Source organism: Staphylococcus sp. IVB6240, from assembly GCF_025558425.1.
Classification (GTDB): Bacteria; Bacillota; Bacilli; order Staphylococcales; family Staphylococcaceae; genus Staphylococcus.
In genome coordinates this window covers 910,093-926,884 of record NZ_CP094718.1, presented here as the reverse complement: position 1 = coordinate 926,884, position 16,792 = coordinate 910,093, and the positions used below count along the sequence as shown (strand labels likewise).

16 protein-coding genes are annotated in these 16,792 nt (G+C 36.1%); 1 reads left to right on the top strand and 15 read right to left on the bottom strand.

Annotated elements, in window-relative coordinates; translation table 11 throughout:
- Window positions 1–3: 3 nt before the first annotated feature.
- From xerC to MUA88_RS04520, 15 genes are all read right to left on the bottom strand, one after another.
- Entirely contained in the window at window positions 4–894 is an 891-nt protein-coding gene (gene xerC, locus MUA88_RS04590) for a tyrosine recombinase XerC (protein ID WP_262605875.1), read from the bottom strand.
- A gap of 323 nt (window positions 895–1,217) precedes the next feature.
- On the bottom strand, window positions 1,218–2,525 hold the full coding sequence (gene trmFO, locus MUA88_RS04585) for an FADH(2)-oxidizing methylenetetrahydrofolate--tRNA-(uracil(54)-C(5))-methyltransferase TrmFO (protein WP_262605874.1): 1,308 nt from the start codon (window positions 2,523–2,525) through the stop codon (window positions 1,218–1,220).
- Between the two features lie 20 nt (window positions 2,526–2,545).
- Window positions 2,546–4,615, bottom strand: coding sequence for a type I DNA topoisomerase (topA, locus tag MUA88_RS04580; protein WP_262604935.1), 2,070 nt, complete (start codon window positions 4,613–4,615; stop codon window positions 2,546–2,548).
- A 102-nt stretch (window positions 4,616–4,717) separates the two neighbouring features.
- Window positions 4,718–5,590 carry a DNA-processing protein DprA gene (gene dprA, locus MUA88_RS04575; RefSeq protein ID WP_262604934.1) on the bottom strand — a complete coding sequence of 291 codons (873 nt, stop codon included), beginning with the start codon at window positions 5,588–5,590 and terminating at the stop codon, window positions 4,718–4,720.
- Window positions 5,591–5,722: 132 nt separating this feature from the next.
- Window positions 5,723–6,631 (bottom strand): succinate--CoA ligase subunit alpha, encoded by a 909-nt coding sequence (gene sucD, locus MUA88_RS04570; protein WP_262604933.1) that lies wholly within the window; start codon window positions 6,629–6,631, stop codon window positions 5,723–5,725.
- Between the two features lie 21 nt (window positions 6,632–6,652).
- On the bottom strand, window positions 6,653–7,819 hold the full coding sequence (gene sucC / locus MUA88_RS04565) for an ADP-forming succinate--CoA ligase subunit beta (protein ID WP_262604932.1): 1,167 nt from the start codon (window positions 7,817–7,819) through the stop codon (window positions 6,653–6,655).
- 256 nt (window positions 7,820–8,075) lie between these two features.
- The gene (locus tag MUA88_RS04560) at window positions 8,076–8,345 is read right to left on the bottom strand and encodes a hypothetical protein (protein WP_262604931.1); all 270 of its coding nucleotides are present in this window, start codon (window positions 8,343–8,345) and stop codon (window positions 8,076–8,078) included.
- Between the two features lie 85 nt (window positions 8,346–8,430).
- Window positions 8,431–9,042 (bottom strand): hypothetical protein, encoded by a 612-nt coding sequence (locus MUA88_RS04555; RefSeq protein WP_262605873.1) that lies wholly within the window; start codon window positions 9,040–9,042, stop codon window positions 8,431–8,433.
- 35 nt (window positions 9,043–9,077) lie between these two features.
- A complete protein-coding gene (locus MUA88_RS04550; protein ID WP_262605872.1) occupies window positions 9,078–9,461 on the bottom strand; it encodes a hypothetical protein in 384 nt (127 codons plus the stop codon).
- A gap of 147 nt (window positions 9,462–9,608) precedes the next feature.
- Complete coding sequence (gene rnhB, locus MUA88_RS04545; RefSeq protein ID WP_262604928.1) at window positions 9,609–10,394, bottom strand: ribonuclease HII; 786 nt, start codon at window positions 10,392–10,394, stop codon at window positions 9,609–9,611.
- Entirely contained in the window at window positions 10,381–11,262 is an 882-nt protein-coding gene (gene ylqF, locus MUA88_RS04540) for a ribosome biogenesis GTPase YlqF (protein ID WP_262605871.1), read from the bottom strand. Before ylqF ends, rnhB begins: the two co-directional genes overlap by 14 nt.
- 276 nt (window positions 11,263–11,538) lie before the next feature.
- Entirely contained in the window at window positions 11,539–12,192 is a 654-nt protein-coding gene (locus tag MUA88_RS04535) for a Crp/Fnr family transcriptional regulator (RefSeq protein ID WP_262604926.1), read from the bottom strand.
- Between the two features lie 131 nt (window positions 12,193–12,323).
- Window positions 12,324–12,551: a heavy-metal-associated domain-containing protein gene (locus MUA88_RS04530; RefSeq protein WP_262604925.1), complete on the bottom strand. Its 228-nt coding sequence runs from the start codon at window positions 12,549–12,551 to the stop codon at window positions 12,324–12,326.
- Window positions 12,552–12,628: 77 nt separating this feature from the next.
- Window positions 12,629–14,482 (bottom strand): heavy metal translocating P-type ATPase, encoded by a 1,854-nt coding sequence (locus MUA88_RS04525; protein WP_262605869.1) that lies wholly within the window; start codon window positions 14,480–14,482, stop codon window positions 12,629–12,631.
- A 257-nt stretch (window positions 14,483–14,739) separates the two neighbouring features.
- Window positions 14,740–15,738, bottom strand: coding sequence for an alpha/beta hydrolase (locus tag MUA88_RS04520; RefSeq protein ID WP_262605868.1), 999 nt, complete (start codon window positions 15,736–15,738; stop codon window positions 14,740–14,742).
- A 628-nt stretch (window positions 15,739–16,366) separates the two neighbouring features.
- On the opposite strand from MUA88_RS04520, the gene MUA88_RS04515 reads away from it, so the two are divergent.
- The gene (locus tag MUA88_RS04515) at window positions 16,367–16,750 is read left to right on the top strand and encodes a GtrA family protein (RefSeq protein WP_262604922.1); all 384 of its coding nucleotides are present in this window, start codon (window positions 16,367–16,369) and stop codon (window positions 16,748–16,750) included.
- The last annotated feature ends 42 nt before the right edge of the window (window positions 16,751–16,792 follow it).

Below are 16,792 nucleotides of genomic sequence, written 5' to 3'. Positions count from 1 at the left end.
TCATTACTCTCCTTTAGTCGCACGTGGGTGCGCTTGTAAGTAAACATGTCGTAGTTGTTGATTCGTCACATGTGTATATCGCCCCGTTGTCGATAAATTTACATGCCCTAACAAGCTCTGAACTGTTCTGAGATCTGCGCCTGCATCTAATAAATGCGTCGCAAATGTATGTCTCAACTTATGCGGATGAATCGATGTGACACCCGTTGTTCGCTTTACAATGTCATTGAGTAAATAACGGACGCCTCTTTCCGTAATCGGCTTCCCTTGCATATTTACAATGAGGAATTCATGTGTTGTATGCTGGATAGGTCCGAACGAAGAAAAATATTCCAAGAGGCTTTGTCGACAAAACTCTCCAAATGGAACGATACGTTCTTTCTGCCCCTTACCCATGACTTTGAGTACAGACATCGATAAATCAACATCAGATTTTTTCAATCCAACAAGTTCAGATACTCGAATTCCTGTTGCATAGAGTAGTTCGAGAACAACACGGTCTCTCAAACCCTTTTTTTGATCTTGCATCACTGTTTCAAACAGTGCTTCCATTTCTTCAGCATAAAAAAATGATGGTAAGTAGCGTTCCTTTTTCGGATGTACCAATTGTACAAATGGATTCGTGATATGCTCGTCTATCGTCATCCAATAGGCATAGAAACTGCGCAACGTTGAAATTTTTCGTGAGACGGTTGTACGCTGCAGTCCCATGTCATATAACAATTGTAAAAATCCCCTCGCATCTTGATAGCTAAAAGATTGCAATGTTAATTGCTCCTGTACCAAAAAGCGATTAAATTGAACGATGTCATCATGATATGCTTTCAATGTATGTTCTGAGAATAGGCGCTCATATTTGAGCATATTAATAAATTGTTGTTGGATTTCTTCCAATGTAAAAACCCCTCCATCATAAGCATTGTAGCACAATGACAAGGGGAACTGCATTGAATAAGTGTGAAATATTCACATTTATCTAAATTTTACTACTTTTGACTGAGAAACTAAATTCTTACTGATTTTATAAGGTTTTGGCTACAAACTTATAAGAGTGACTTGATATGCAAATAGGCTTTAAAAACCTTTTTGTATACCAGTCACTCTTTAGTGTTGATGAAATTGTTGTTGAAGATTTATAGTGCTGACACGTGATTCATAATAAGCAATCTAGTGAATCACTTCATACCGCTCTCCATTCTACAATCTTTGATATGAAATTAATTTAACGTCTTTTTAAAACTGTCAAGGTAAGTTAATGCACGATCAGCTAATGCTTCATAACGCTCTTTCTTATCCTTGATGCGTTCAGGTGATGCTGGAACGAGTCCAAAGTTCGCATTCATCGGTTGGAAGTTTTTATTATTTTCTGCATGAGAGATATAATATGCCATACTTCCTAGCATCGTTTCTCTTGGGAAAATAACATCCCCTTTACCGAGCATACGATGTGCGAGATTAATTCCTGCAATCATACCACTTGCTGCACTTTCTACATATCCTTCTACACCTGTCATTTGACCAGCAAAGAATAAGTTTGGACGTGCTTTGAACTCATACGTTTCAGATAAAACACCTGGTGAATTGATGAATGTATTACGATGCATTACACCATAACGAACGATGTCTACATTTTCAAGCCCAGGAATTAAACGTAACACTTCTTTTTGTTCGCCCCATTTTAAACGTGTTTGGAAACCAACAATATTATAAAGGGTACCCGCTGCATCATCTTGTCTTAATTGAACAACCGCATATGGACGTTTTCCTGTTTTTGGATCTTCCAATCCAACTGGCTTCATTGGACCAAATAATAATGTTTTAGAACCACGACTTGCCATCACTTCAAATGGCATACATCCTTCGAAATACTTCTCTTTTTCAAAGTCTTTCATCGGTGCCACTTCTGCCGCTAATGTTGCTTCATAGAATCGTTCAAATTCTTCTTTTGTCATCGGACAGTTAAGATATGCTGCTTCACCTTTGTCATAGCGAGATTTTAAGTACACTTTATCCATATCGATAGAGTCTTTTTCAATGATCGGTGCTGCTGCATCATAGAAATACAATTGATCTGCACCAGTTATCGCAACGATTTCTTCCGCTAAGCCTTCAGTTGTTAATGGGCCTGTTGCAATAATCGTTGGTCCCTCAGGAATCTTTGTAATTTCTTCATTTTTAACTGTTACATTTGGATGATTTTTAAGTGTACCTGTAATGTATCCTGCAAAATCATGACGGTCAACAGCAAGTGCACCACCCGCTGGTACACGTGCTTTATCTGCTGCCGCAATGATAAGCGAATCTAAGCGTCGCATTTCCTCTTTTAAAACACCTACCGCATTCGTTAAGGCGTTCCCTCTTAACGAGTTAGAACATACAAGCTCAGCAAACTTGTCCGTATGGTGTGCTGGTGTTTGTTTAACAGGACGCATCTCATATAAATTCACTTTAACCCCACGTTGTGCAAGTTGATAGGCTGCTTCTGATCCTGCAAGACCTGCACCAATAATATTGACTGCTGTCATTGAAATGCTCCTTTATTATATTATTTTACTGCTTCTTCTTTATAATCACAGTTCGAACAAACGACTTGCGTTGTGCGACCTTTTTTATGTTCTGCTAAATAATGATTACATTTTGGACAATCACGTCCGATTGGTTTATCCCATGAAACAAAGTCACATTCTGGATAATTTGAACAGCCATAGAATATCCGGTTCTTCTTAGATTTACGTTCAACGACGTCTCCTTCTTTACATGTTGGACACTTCACACCAATCGGTTTGACGATTGCTTTTGTATTGCGACAATCAGGGAAGTTTGAACATGCCATAAACTTACCATAGCGGCCCATTTTAATGACCATTGGATGTCCACATACTTCACAATCTTCGCCAGCTGGTTCATCTTTAATTTCGATTTTCTCCATTTCAGACTCAGCACGCGCGACATCTTGCTTGAAGCTGTTATAAAAATCGCCAACTACTTTACGCCAAGCAATTTCACCATCTGCAATTCTATCTAGTAATGTTTCCATATTTACAGTGAAGTCTACATCAATAATCTCAGGGAAATATTCTTTCACCTGTTCATGTACGATTTCCCCTAATTCAGTAGGTACAAAACGTTTACTTTCACTTTTTACATAGTTACGTTTCTGGATGGTATCAATGGTTGGTGCGTATGTTGAAGGTCTACCAATTTTCAATTCTTCTAATGTTTTAACCAGTCTCGCTTCAGTATAGCGTGGTGGTGGTTGCGTAAAGTGTTGCGCTGGTTCAATATTAGTCGCAATCACTTCATTGCCTTCTTCTAATTTAGGGAGACGATTTTCTTTTTCTTTCTTCGCATCATCATCCGCTTCAACATAGAGCGTCATGAAACCTTTAAATTTAATTGTTTGGCCATTTGCACGGAACTTGATATCTCCTTGCTCTATGTCGACAGCAACTGTATCTAGAATAGCAGCTGCCATTTGACTCGCTACAAAACGTTCCCAAATTAATTTATATAATCTAAATTGATCACGTGTTAAGTAGTTTTTCACTTCGTCAGGTGTACGCAACGTACTTGTCGGACGAATGGCTTCATGGGCATCTTGATCACCCTGTTTACCCTTGTTAACAGTTTTAGAAATATATTCTTTACCATACTGCTTCTCAATGTATGATTTTGCTTCAGCTTGCGCATCTTTAGAGATACGTGCTGAATCAGTTCTCATATAAGTAATCAAACCAACTGTGCCACCACGTTTTAAGTCGATACCTTCATATAATTGTTGCGCAATCATCATTGTTTTTCGGGCTTTAAAGTTTAATTTACGTGCCGCTTCTTGTTGTAACGTTGATGTTGTAAATGGATTCGCCGGTTTACGCGTACGTTCTTTTTTAGTTACCTTCGTCACTTCAAAACGGTCACCATCTAAAGCATCCGTAATTAATTTGACATCATCTTTATTCGTTAATTTGAAAGGTTTCCCTTTATAATGAAGAAACTTTGCAGTAAATTTAGACTTTTGATAACGAAATGCGCCTTCAATTGTCCAATACTCTTCTGGTTTGAAGTTTCTGATTTCATTTTCTCGATCAATCACAAGTCTTAAAGCGACGGATTGTACACGCCCTGCTGATAACCCTTTTTTTACTTTCTTCCAAAGTACAGGAGAAATGTTATAACCAACTAATCTATCTAAAATACGTCGCGCTTGTTGTGCATCCACGAGCTCCATTTCAATACCACGTGGGTTTTTGAAACTTGCCTTCACTGCATCTTTTGTAATTTCGTTGAATACGACTCTATTATCTGTTTGATCTTCTAGGTCTAATATATTTGCTAAATGCCATGCAATTGCTTCACCTTCACGGTCCGGGTCACTTGCAAGAAAGACTTTTTTTGCTTTCTTTGCATGTCTCTTTAACTCTTTAACGACAGGACCTTTCCCACGAATTGTAATATATTTAGGTTCGTAGTTATCTTCTACATCTACGCCCATTTGACTGCGCGGTAAGTCTCGCACATGTCCCATTGAGGCAATCACTTTATATTTTTTTCCTAAATATTTTTCTATTGTTTTAGCTTTTGCAGGCGATTCAACAATGACAAGATTCTCTGCCAATGGAGATCCCCCCTTGCAATTTCTGATTACAAATGTAAATGATAAACGCTCAAATTTATATTTGTCAATGTTTTACTATTATTTCACTAGGGTTTTCCGGAATTATTGACAATAATCTTTCATAATATCTTTTTCTGATAATATAATTTCAGCACCTTCTTGAATTCTAAGCAAATTGCCTTTTGTATAAGGATTATATATATCCCCCGGTAAAACATACACATTGCGATTTTGTTGAAGTGCTTGATCCACTGTAATTAGTGCACCACTTCGTTCTTTCGCCTCTGTAATGAAAACACCTTTTGAAAGACCACTAATGATTCTATTTCGTTCTGGAAAACGAAATTTTGCCGGTGGAACGAATGGCGGATATTCACTGATTGTTATATGATATTTCTCCATCTCATCACGTAAGTATCTAGTATCTCTTGGATAATGATGTAAATGTCCAAAGCCTAATACACCGATTGTTGCACAGCCATTTTTAATCGCAATTTCATGAGCAAGTGCATCCGCACCTTTTGCTAGACCGGAAACAATTGTCAATTTCGCTTTTGCAAAATGTGGCATAAAATCACTTAATACTTTGTTCGTATATTGTGTATGTACTCGTGATCCTACAATTGCAAGTGTATTGGAATGTTTTAAAAGTTGGCATTTACCTCTGCAGAAAAGAATAGGTGGTGGATCATAAATGTACTTTAATAAATGAGGATATTGGGAGTCATCAATACTGACAGCATGAATATTTTGAGTAATCAATTGTTGTTCAATCACATGGATATCTATAGTTTTAAGCGTATTTACTTTAGCTTGGATATGTCTGTCTCGACATGCCTCAAGCCTTTCTATTAATATATGTTTCTTACCTACAAGTTTTTCAAAATCTGGGAATAATCTATAAATTTGGCGGGTTGTAAAACCACTATAAATGAGGAGTAAAAGTAGCTGTTTATTTGATAACGGTTCTGTCATCAGACACCTCCGATTTTAAAAATGAGAATGCAAAAATGGCAGGACCTCATTCTTCATTAAAGAATGTAGGCCCCACCTTAAACATTTGATACATTATAAAAACGTAACAAATGCTTTTTATAAAATCATTACTTATTTATTCACTGTTAAAAGTGATTCATAAATACCTGCTTCTTTAGCAGCTTCAATTAAAGTTGCACCAATTTCAGATGGTGTATCTGCTGTTTTAATACCACAGCTATTTAAAGTTTTAATTTTTTCAGCTGCTGTCCCTTTACCACCAGAGATAATCGCACCGGCATGACCCATACGTTTTCCTGGAGGAGCTGTTTGACCACCAATGAAGCCAACAACTGGTTTTGTCATGTTAGCTTTAATCCATTCTGCTGCTTCTTCTTCAGCAGTACCACCGATTTCACCAATCATAACAACTGCTTTTGTATCTTCGTCATTGTTGAATGCTTCTAATACATCGATGAAGTTTGTACCATTAACTGGGTCCCCACCGATACCAACAGCTGTTGATTGACCGATGCCTTCTTCAGTTAATTGATGTACTGCTTCATAAGTTAATGTACCTGAACGAGATACAACACCTACATGGCCTTTTTTGTGAATATATCCAGGCATGATACCAATCTTAGTTTCATCTGAAGTGATAACACCTGGGCAGTTAGGTCCGATAAGACGTGTCTTCTTACCTTCTAAGTAGCGTTTTACTTTAACCATATCCACAACTGGAATATGTTCTGTAATACAAATAGCTAAGTCTAACTCAGCATCTGCACATTCTAAAATCGCATCTGCTGCGAATGGTGCAGGTACATAAATAACTGATACAGTTGCACCTGTTTCATTTTTTGCTTCTTCTACTGTATTGAATACTGGTACGCCTTCAACCACTTGGCCACCTTTACCTGGTGTAACACCTGCTACGATTTGTGTACCATATTCTAACATTTGTTTAGTATGGAAAAGGGCAGTTGACCCTGTAATACCTTGTACGATAACTTTCGTATTCTTATCTACAAATACACTCATTTTAGTTGTCCCATCCTTTCCTTACGCTTCGTTTACAAGTTTAACAATTTTTTGTGCACCTTCAGCCATTGTGCTTGCTGGCTCGATTGCTAAACCTGATTCTTCCAAGATTTGTTTACCTTGTGCAACATTAGTACCTTCTAAACGTACAACTAACGGTAATGTAAGGTCTACTTCTTTAACCGCTGCTACAATACCTTCAGCAATAACGTCACAACGCATAATTCCACCAAAGATATTTACAAAAATACCTTTAACGTTATCATCACCTAAGATGATTTTGAATGCTTCTGTAACTTTTTCTTTTGTAGCGCCGCCCCCTACGTCTAAGAAGTTTGCTGGCGTACCATTGAAGTGGTTAATTGTGTCCATTGTAGCCATTGCAAGACCTGCACCGTTAACCATACAACCGATGTTACCATCTAAAGCGATGTAAGAAAGGTCATATTTTGATGCTTCGATTTCTTTTGGATCTTCTTCTTCTAAGTCGCGTAATTCTTGAATATCTTTGTGACGGAATAATGCATTGTCATCAAAGTTGATCTTAGAGTCTAAAGCTAATACGTCTCCATCACCTGTTAAAACAAGTGGGTTAATCTCAACGATTGAGCAGTCTTTTTCAATAAACACGTTGTAAAGTGAAATTAAAAACTTAACTGCTTTGTTGACTGATTCTTTAGGAATATTGATGTTGAATGCAATACGACGTGCTTGGTATGGTGCAAGACCTACCACTGGATCGATTGTTTCTTTGAAAATCTTTTCAGGTGACTTCGCAGCAACTTCCTCGATCTCAGTTCCCCCTTCTTCAGATGCCATTAATGTGACACGATCCGTTGCACGGTCAATAACAAAGCCTACATAGTATTCTTTTTTGATGTCCGCGCCTTCTTCAATGTAAAGACGTTTTACTTCTTTACCTTCAGGACCTGTTTGATGTGTTACTAGAACTTTGCCTAATAACTCATTCGCATACGTTTCAACCTCAGATAAAGACTTAGCAATTTTAACACCGCCAGCTTTACCACGGCCCCCTGCATGGATTTGTGCTTTTACTACATAAACATCTGTGTCTAATTCTTTCGCTTTTTCAACAGCCTCTTCAGCTGAGAATGCAACACGCCCCTCAGGTACTGCTACGCCCATTGAGCGAAAGATTGCTTTTCCTTGATACTCATGGATATTCATACTCCATCCTCCTGTTTCTTAAGGTTAAGTTCAATTACAATTATAGAAAATGTAAGCGCTATTGTAAACAGATACATACTACTTTCATATATTCATTTTTTGTATTTTAAGCCATTCAAAACAAAAAACACTCGCTTAAGACACCATTCATAAAACTGTATACAAATATATGATATTGCATCAGCGTCCCAACTTGTAATAAAAAAACACCCCGTTTGAATAAACAAACAGAGGCGTTATGATTCGCATTGATGTATTATTTATCAGTTTGGAATGTCACTTGTGTTTCTTCATCCATCGGAACACTCACAATTTTTTGATCGTCTTCAGCAGATTCTACGACAAAGTTGTGTTCTTTCAATAAACGAATAAGATCTAATTGTGATAATTCTTCTACTGATACATTTAAGTTTTCTTCAATTTCATTTTTGATTTTTGCTAATGTTGCTTCGTCTTCAGTAATCTCAGCTTCTTTTTCTTCAAAATGTACTAAGACTGAATATAGCTTTTGTAATGTTTCATCCATAAATTAACATATCCCTTTCTTTTTGGCATGTATATATTTAGTAAAACATAAATCTAGACGTTTGAAAACTATTTACTATGATCTTCTATTGGGTTACTTCAATATGGCCCTGATGATATCGAACACTTTGACCTTGCTGAACTTTTTCATATTCCTCTTTAGTCAATACAATAAGACGTTCTTGATCGTTGTTCCCTTTTATCGTCACAGTATATAACTTTTCGCCATCTTTCACATATTTTTTTAAAATTTGCTTTTGAGATTCGATGGACATTTTCTTTTGTAATTGTGAATCATGATGATATTTATGACCTGTTATCATTTGATAAAATAGTAAGTTATTATAATAACCCGTAATTTGATATTGCATATAAAAAGGCAACCCTTCATGATATGTTGATCGAACAGGCACCATTGGATGGTAACTTGATGATGATTTCAATTGCTGTTGACTAGTAGTTCTACTTTTCTGCACCCCACGTTGTTTTGTTCCTTGCAATTGTTGACTTCTAGTCGCATTTTGTCTCGCACTGTTAAGTTGTGCACGTTGCATAGATTGTCGGCTTGCATTGATTGACGATTGTCTTGCTGTCATACTTGAACGAGATGCACTACTCGATGAGGAACTCGTTGTAGATTGCGTTGATGAAGTCGTACTGTTCGCTTCCATTTGTTCAGGAATTAATAATGGCAGCATGAAAAAGCAAATGAACGTGACAAAAAGTCGATTTCTCATTGGCCATCACTCAATTCACTCTTTTCGACTATTTCTCCTTCTACATGATCGTCACCGAATGTCATATATGGTGGACGATATACATGTACCTTCTTCCCGTCTTTCACAAAAAATGGCGCACTATCATCTTCAATAATATGTTCATAAACATAGTCTAAGTTCGTATACATATGTTTTAGTTTTCCTTTTTGTTTGTACGCAATATCTACTTTAGGATAATCTTCGTCACCGTTGTTTAAAATTTCATAATAGACAAGTTCATGTTTATATTTTTTTATCGCTTCTTGATCAGGAGATTTTACAGGTTCTTCTCTACCACATGCACTTAATGTCATAAGAAAGAGTATTAAAACACTACTCATTGTAATCAACTTTTTCATTCAATCATCCTTTCGATTTATTAAATATTAAACATGATTCACTCATCACACTTACTTCCATTATATTGTAATAGTACTCATAGCGCAAAGTATCAAAAAAATCACTCACCTGTTAAACAAATGAGTGATTATACAAACGAAAATGATTTACTTATATCGTGATTTGATGGGTTCAAATGATAAACGATGGATTGGACAAATACCTTGACTCTCTAGTCCAGCAAGATGTTTAGCCGTCCCGTATCCTGCATTATGCTCAAAATCATATCCAGGATAATCTTTAGCGTATGCACCCATTAAGTCATCTCGGTATACTTTAGCGATAATGCTAGCCGCTGCAATAGACACACTATTGGCATCGCCTTTAATAATATTTTGTTGAGGCGCTTTTAGTTGCTCTAGTGTCATCGCATCGATTAAATAGTGAGTAGGTGTTACAGATAAGTCTTCAATGGCACGATACATTGCTAACTTAGTTGCCTCATAAATGTTTAGCGTGTCAATCTCTTCAACTGTTGCAACACCAATCCCCCATGATCGAACATTTTCTTTCAATGACTGATTCAATACTTCACGTTTTTCTGCATTCAACTGTTTAGAATCATTAATACCGATATGTTGATGATTCGGTTCCAATATCACAGCACTCGCAACAACGGGACCCGCTAATGGGCCACGTCCTACTTCATCAATACCACATATTAATGCGTCAGGTTGTCTTTCTAAAATATCTTGTTCGTAGCGAGACATCCGTGCATACTGTTTCACTAATTGTTCCTGTTTTTCCAGTTGTTTTCGACGGGATCGAAAAGCTGCCTGTACTCCTTTACGCGTATCATTACGATCTGGGTGCGCATCAAGCATATCAATTGTCGGAACATCTGCCAGTAATGCTTTGATTTCTTGAATGGTTTTCTTCTTAATCTCTGTCATCTGACATTTCCTTCAATTCATCATATAGGTCAAAACAGTATGCACCGATTTTTGCATTACGAATATCATTAATAATCAACTCTATAACCGCTTCGTAGTCTATTTCATTTCCTCGTTGCAATAAGCCACGTTTACGACCAATCGCATCAAACCATTCTAAGTTTTCCGCATCTTTCGGTACATCAATTTTATAGTGTTGAATAAGGCTTTCATAATCGTGTTCAATTAGAAAATTCAAGCCATAAATCGCCACTTCATCCAAATGGACAATACTATCCTTAATCGCACCTGTCAGACTCAGTTTTTTACCGATAAGCTGATCTTCAAACTTCGGCCATAAAATCCCTGGCGTATCTAATAATTGAAGTGACTTCCCAACTTTAATCCATTGTTGTTGTTTCGTCACACCCGGTTTATTACCTGTTTGTGCAATAGAACGGTTGGCTAGTTTATTAATTAATGTCGACTTTCCAACGTTTGGAATGCCAACGATCATCGCACGAATGGCACGTGGTTTAAGTCCTTTCGCTTTTTCACGTGCAAATTTTTCTTTTGTTGCTTCGATTGCTGCCGCTTCAACTTGTTTCAAACCTTTACCGTGCTTGGCATCTACCGCAACTGAATATGCCCCCTTATCCTTGAAGAACGCATACCATTTTGACATTTCACGTTCATTTGCCATGTCTTTTTTATTTAAAATAACGACACGTGGTTTTTGCTGAATCACTTCATCAATCATCGGATTTCGTGAACTATATGGAATACGTGCATCCACTAATTCAAATACAACATCAACCTTTTTTAATTGTTCAGTCACTTCACGTCTTGCTTTTGCCATATGTCCAGGGAACCATTGTATTGTTGCCATTATATTTATCTTCCTTTCACCATAAAAATACATGTTTCAAAATTTTTTATCTTAACATCACACGCTATCACGATGTGTTCTATATATTTCTGATTGTTTAAACCATTCTATATTGTAACATGATTTTTTATGAACGTTGTTTCAATTTTTAAATAGATGACTCCGTAATGGTTATGATAGATATCCTCTAAATATTTTATAAAAAAGAACATGAAAAAAGGTGCCATCATCACTCACATATATGATGCAAACGATCTAACACCTCTCATCAGTTATTCATATATTTTCTAAACCTGAAACATCTAAAATTGAAATATTTCGTCCTTTTCTATCAATGTAACCCAATTGTTCAAGATATTTTAACTTTCTTGATAATGTTTCTGGTGTTGTCCCTAGGAAAGTAGCTAAGTCTTTCATAGACATCGGGATAACCACCTTGTCACTTTCCTCAGCTGTCATAAGATCTAATAAATATGATACGAGTCGTTCTTCAATTTTCTCCATTGAAAGAAATTGTGTTTGTTGCTCTAACTGTGCCACTTTTTGCATGTTGAACTCTAGTAATTTCATAGAAAGATGTGGGTGTTCTACCAAAATCTCATTAAAATCTTTTTTGCTAATTGAACAAATTGTTGTTTTCCCTAAAGCCTCTCCAAAACGCGCCTCATTTTCAACACCGAATAATTGGCTTTCCCCTTCATAATTTCCTGGTTCAACAACACGTAATAATTGTTCTTTGCCATTACTCGATAATTGATAGATTTTCATATTCCCTTGGGCAACAATATAGAGTTGCTCATCACCTGGTTGAAAGATGACATCGCCTTTTTGGAAATGGGATACCTTAGCACGTTCGTTAATTCTTTCCAGGTCTTCTTTGTCGAGTTGATGGAATAATGGGACCAACGACACACACAAATGTTCTGACATCAAATCCCTCCTCTGAGCTTGTTATTCTACCTTCAGTTTAACGTACCCAAACCTTTTATTGAACTATTTGATATCAGATTTTTAAGTTAAACAATCTGATTCTCAGATGCTGATGATTCCGTTGGTATTCCTTACTTTTCCGTTGCTTTTAAAACTTCATATCCCATTGATTCAATCGTATTCACAATTTGATCTAAGTTTACTTTTTCTGAATCGAATGTTGCTTTTACTTTACTGGCATTGAACATCACTTTGACAGTCTCTGCATTGACACCCTCTAAACGTTTCATTGCAGCTTCTATTTTCTGAATACATGATGGGCAAGTGAGTGTTTCTAATTTTAAAGTAGCGTTTTTCATAATAATCTTCCTCTCATATTTGGTAGTTTTATCGTAACAATTTATAACGTTTTAGAAATTGATATCTATTAAGTTTTTCATATTTTTTGTTTATATTTTATTAGGCGCATACCATTTAATATAACAACTAAAATACTCGCTTCGTGGACAAACATGCCAATTGCCATATTCATCCAATTACTGAATATAATACTTAACAGAAGTACGACGACAACGAGCAATGCGATCACAATATTTTGAATCATATTTCTTCTAATCGCTTTGGCTAACCCAATAGCGTGTGGCAAATGATGGAAATCTTCATTCATTAAAACAACATTGGACGTTTCAATAGCAACATCTGTTCCAGAACCCATTGCAATACCAATATCAGCAAGTGCAAGTGATGGACTGTCATTGATACCATCCCCAATAAAAGCAACAGTTTCATTATTTTTCTGTAATTGACTAACGAAAGCTGATTTATCATTAGGCAGCATATTGCCACGGCCTTCCGTTAACGCTAATGCTTGGACGACACGATTCACTGTCCCTTGGTTATCACCTGATAAGACAATTTGTTTTTTGACACCTAATGCTTTTAATCGTTCTAGATCTTGTTTTAGTCCATCTCGAACTTGATCTTGTATGCCGTGGATCAATGCGATTGTGCCATCCACTACTGTGATGACAATTGAGTTCCCTTCACTTTCAAGACGTACAATATCATTGTTGATTGTTTCTGTGATTTCAACTTCAAATTGGTCTAAAATTTGACGGTTACCTACGATGATTTGCTGGCCATCAATTGTCGCAGTCATCCCGCCACCTTTGACTACATTTAAATCAGTGACTTCATATTTTTCAACTACATCATAATAATCGATAATCGCTTTGGCGAGTGGATGGTTTGATGAAGACTCCAGACTCACCAAATAGTTAATCGCATTCTTGTGCATATTTGAATAGATGATTTCTTCATTTACGCGAGGCGTCCCATAAGTTAAAGTTCCAGTTTTATCGAATAAAATGGTATCAATATGACTTAAGCGATGAATGACTTCACTGCCTTTCAATAAGATGCCATTTCTCGCACCATTTCCTAATCCTGCAACGTTAGATACGGGTACACCAATAACTAATGCACCTGGACATCCAAGGACAAGAATTGTCACAGCGAGTTCTAAGTTTTTCGTAACCATCCAAATGACAATGGCTAATACTAAAATAAATGGCGTGTAGTATTTTGCAAATCGATCAATAAATCGTTCCGCTTCAGATTTTGAGTCTTGAGCCTCTTCCACTAACTCAATAATCTTACCGAATGTCGTTTCTTCCCCGACTCGTTCTGTTTTAACATGTAACATGCCATCTTCCAACATTGTTCCTGCAAAAACTTTGTCGCCAACTTCCTTAGAAACAGGGATGGATTCACCTGTAATACTCGCTTCATTAACGGTCCCACCTCCGAATGTGACGACACCATCAACAGGGACACTTGTTCCAGTTTTTACAAGTATCGTATCAGAGACGTCGATCTCATCAATGTCTGTTTCAACGAACTCTCCGTTACTTTCTAGTTTTAATGCTGTTTCTGGTGATAATGCGACTAAATTTTGAATCGCAGACCGTGTTTTATTTAATGTACGTTGTTCTAGATAAGCCCCTAATAAAAATAGAAAGGCCACGACAGCAGATTCTTCAAAATTTTTAACAAATAATGCCCCAATGATTGCAATAGAGACAAGTAAATCAATACTGACTATTCGCACTTTCAATGCTTGTATTGCTTGTACAAAGATCGGCGCCCCACCGAAGATAGAAGCAATAACTAAAAGTCCTTCTACTATCATTGTATTGCCCAAGGTGATATGTGTAACAATTGCCACAACTAATAACAATGTAACAATGAGTAGTAAGTAATTCTTATATTTTAAGATAAGCTTTTGCATATGATGACCTCCTTGTTAATTTAAGGATAGTACATGATATGTAGAAAAAAATTGTTTAATATCAAGTTTTGACATAAAAAGGAGTGGGACAAAAAAATCTTTGTCACTTTAAAAGATTTTTTCGTCCCACCCTAGAAAAGGTGACTAGAAGTTTTTCACTTCAGACACTCACTGCTATTTAACTTATTTCTATATTCAAAGGAATGAGCTGAGCACTATATCTTAGTTCCTTATTAAGAAATCAGGTTTCTTTTTAATTATTGTTCCAACACAGACGCCATAAAATCCAATTGTGCTGTATGTACTTTTTGTGCATACGAATTTTCAACTTTAAGTTCAAATACATGAAAAAGTAATGCTTCTGATTGATCAAATACGACGAGTTGAGAGTCTACACCTAAGTGCTTTAATTTGTGATGAAGTGCCTGTGCCTGTTTTGTAAATGAACCAAAATTCCCATCACTCATAAAAGTTGGTGGAAATTGCTTATTTACATTATTTAAGATAGAAGATTCCATCACTTCCTCCGAATGCGCTACATCATTCGTTTGGAAATAAGAACGAATCAGCGTTTCGAATAACCAATCTGTCGCAAATAGTTGTGTATTCCCTACTTCAGGGGTATCTAATAGGCCACTCACTGAAATAAAGCCTTTAGGTACCATGTGATTGTCTACATTTGCAGGTACAATTCCCAATTCTTTAGCATAACTTTGATTGGTAAGTAACAATACCAACTGTCCACTGACTTGCGCACCCACTGAGTCACCAGAAAAGATCATTTTACTTGGATCTATACCATATGTTTCAGCATGTTTTATCACATATGAAAGTGCTTGATTGGCTTGAACAAGTGTATCAGGATAATGTGCGTCAGGGCTTAAAGTATAGTTGATGTTGACCACATTGTAACCTTGTTTCACAAATTGATATAAAGATTGTTCACGATAAGTTTTGTCATCAAAAGCATATCCTCCACCATGAATATAAAATAAAGTGCCTTTAGGTTCTGGTGAGGTATAAATATCTAATACTGTATTATCTTGGTGCTGTTCATAAACAATATTTTTGTAATACATCGTCCCGTCATTACTTTCTGACTTTTGTGTTTTACCAGTCAATTTTCCGGCTATAATATCCTGGGATGCACGTGTTAATGTGTCGGGATAAAATGCGTTATATGTCAGTCCCATTAAAATCACGCGTAACAGAATCAAAAACATATAACCTGACAATGCAATCAATTTTTGAATCATATTTGTTTTTTGAGGTCTGTATGTTCGTATATCATAAAATATTCGAATTAAGCTACCTATCGCTGTTATCAGTATAGAAATGGTCATTACTGGATAGCTTTGCCACATAACAAGTAGGACATTTCCTATTATTGAAATAAGCGCTATACCTTTTATGACAATTCCTTCTTGGTAACGGAAACCAATTATTACGCGTATAAATAGTATGATGATTATGATTGATGCGAACAAAAGCATATTTTGAAAAAAGATAAATAAGCTCGTGGCCAAAATAAATATAGCGGTATCTAAATATTTGATGTAGTTCATGTGTGTTCTCCTTGTTGATACACTGATGATACTATTTTGATTTGAAAAAATAAATTAAACTACAAAAATGAGTTTGAATAATACATACATTTCATCAAATTATCGTTTTTTAATTCATTATTTTATAAACTTATATTTGTTAGAACAGCCATTTATGTTTTTCAGCTTCTGCTTAAGGATGATTTCCTTAGTAATTATCCATTTACCGACACAAAATTGATAACCTATGAAGAATGTTTTATGGTATATTTTATCAGTAGGTTTTATGCTTTAAGTACAATTGTGCTTAGTATCATATACGAAAGTAGGATTTATAAAGATGAAAAACGAACGTCTTTTTGAAATAATCCGTTTTATTATTGTAGGCGGATTAAATACAGTTAACTATTACATTGTCTATTTACTGTTATTACACGTATTTCATATACAATATTTAATCAGTCATATTATTGGATTTATTGTAGCTTTTATCATCTCGTATTATTTAAATTGTTATTTCGTTTACAAGGTGAAACCAACACTTAAAAAGTTCTTAGCATTTCCACTTACACAAGTCGTCAATATGGGTGTTCAAACATTGCTCATCTATCTATTTGTAGACTTCTTGGATTTCAATGAATCGATTGCGCCATTTGTTGGGCTTATCGTTACAATTCCAATCACATATGTTTTATCAAAGTTTATTTTAACGAAGCGCTTCTAGCCTTTGAGTGAAAGAAGAAAGAGTGAAAGAAATTGAAGAATA

Coding starts and splice junctions, on each gene's coding strand:
- trmFO (WP_262605874.1), bottom strand. CDS start 2,525: ATGACAGCAGTCAATATTATTGGTGCAGGTCTTGCAGGATCAGAAGCA.
- dprA (WP_262604934.1), bottom strand. CDS start 5,590: ATGACAGAACCGTTATCAAATAAACAGCTACTTTTACTCCTCATTTAT.
- sucD (WP_262604933.1), bottom strand. CDS start 6,631: ATGAGTGTATTTGTAGATAAGAATACGAAAGTTATCGTACAAGGTATT.
- sucC (WP_262604932.1), bottom strand. CDS start 7,819: ATGAATATCCATGAGTATCAAGGAAAAGCAATCTTTCGCTCAATGGGC.
- MUA88_RS04560 (WP_262604931.1), bottom strand. CDS start 8,345: ATGGATGAAACATTACAAAAGCTATATTCAGTCTTAGTACATTTTGAA.
- MUA88_RS04555 (WP_262605873.1), bottom strand. CDS start 9,042: ATGCTGCCATTATTAATTCCTGAACAAATGGAAGCGAACAGTACGACT.
- MUA88_RS04550 (WP_262605872.1), bottom strand. CDS start 9,461: ATGAAAAAGTTGATTACAATGAGTAGTGTTTTAATACTCTTTCTTATG.
- rnhB (WP_262604928.1), bottom strand. CDS start 10,394: ATGACAGAGATTAAGAAGAAAACCATTCAAGAAATCAAAGCATTACTG.
- ylqF (WP_262605871.1), bottom strand. CDS start 11,262: ATGGCAACAATACAATGGTTCCCTGGACATATGGCAAAAGCAAGACGT.
- MUA88_RS04535 (WP_262604926.1), bottom strand. CDS start 12,192: ATGTCAGAACATTTGTGTGTGTCGTTGGTCCCATTATTCCATCAACTC.
- MUA88_RS04530 (WP_262604925.1), bottom strand. CDS start 12,551: ATGAAAAACGCTACTTTAAAATTAGAAACACTCACTTGCCCATCATGT.
- MUA88_RS04525 (WP_262605869.1), bottom strand. CDS start 14,482: ATGCAAAAGCTTATCTTAAAATATAAGAATTACTTACTACTCATTGTT.
- MUA88_RS04520 (WP_262605868.1), bottom strand. CDS start 15,738: ATGATTCAAAAATTGATTGCATTGTCAGGTTATATGTTTTTGATTCTG.
- MUA88_RS04515 (WP_262604922.1), top strand. CDS start 16,367: ATGAAAAACGAACGTCTTTTTGAAATAATCCGTTTTATTATTGTAGGC.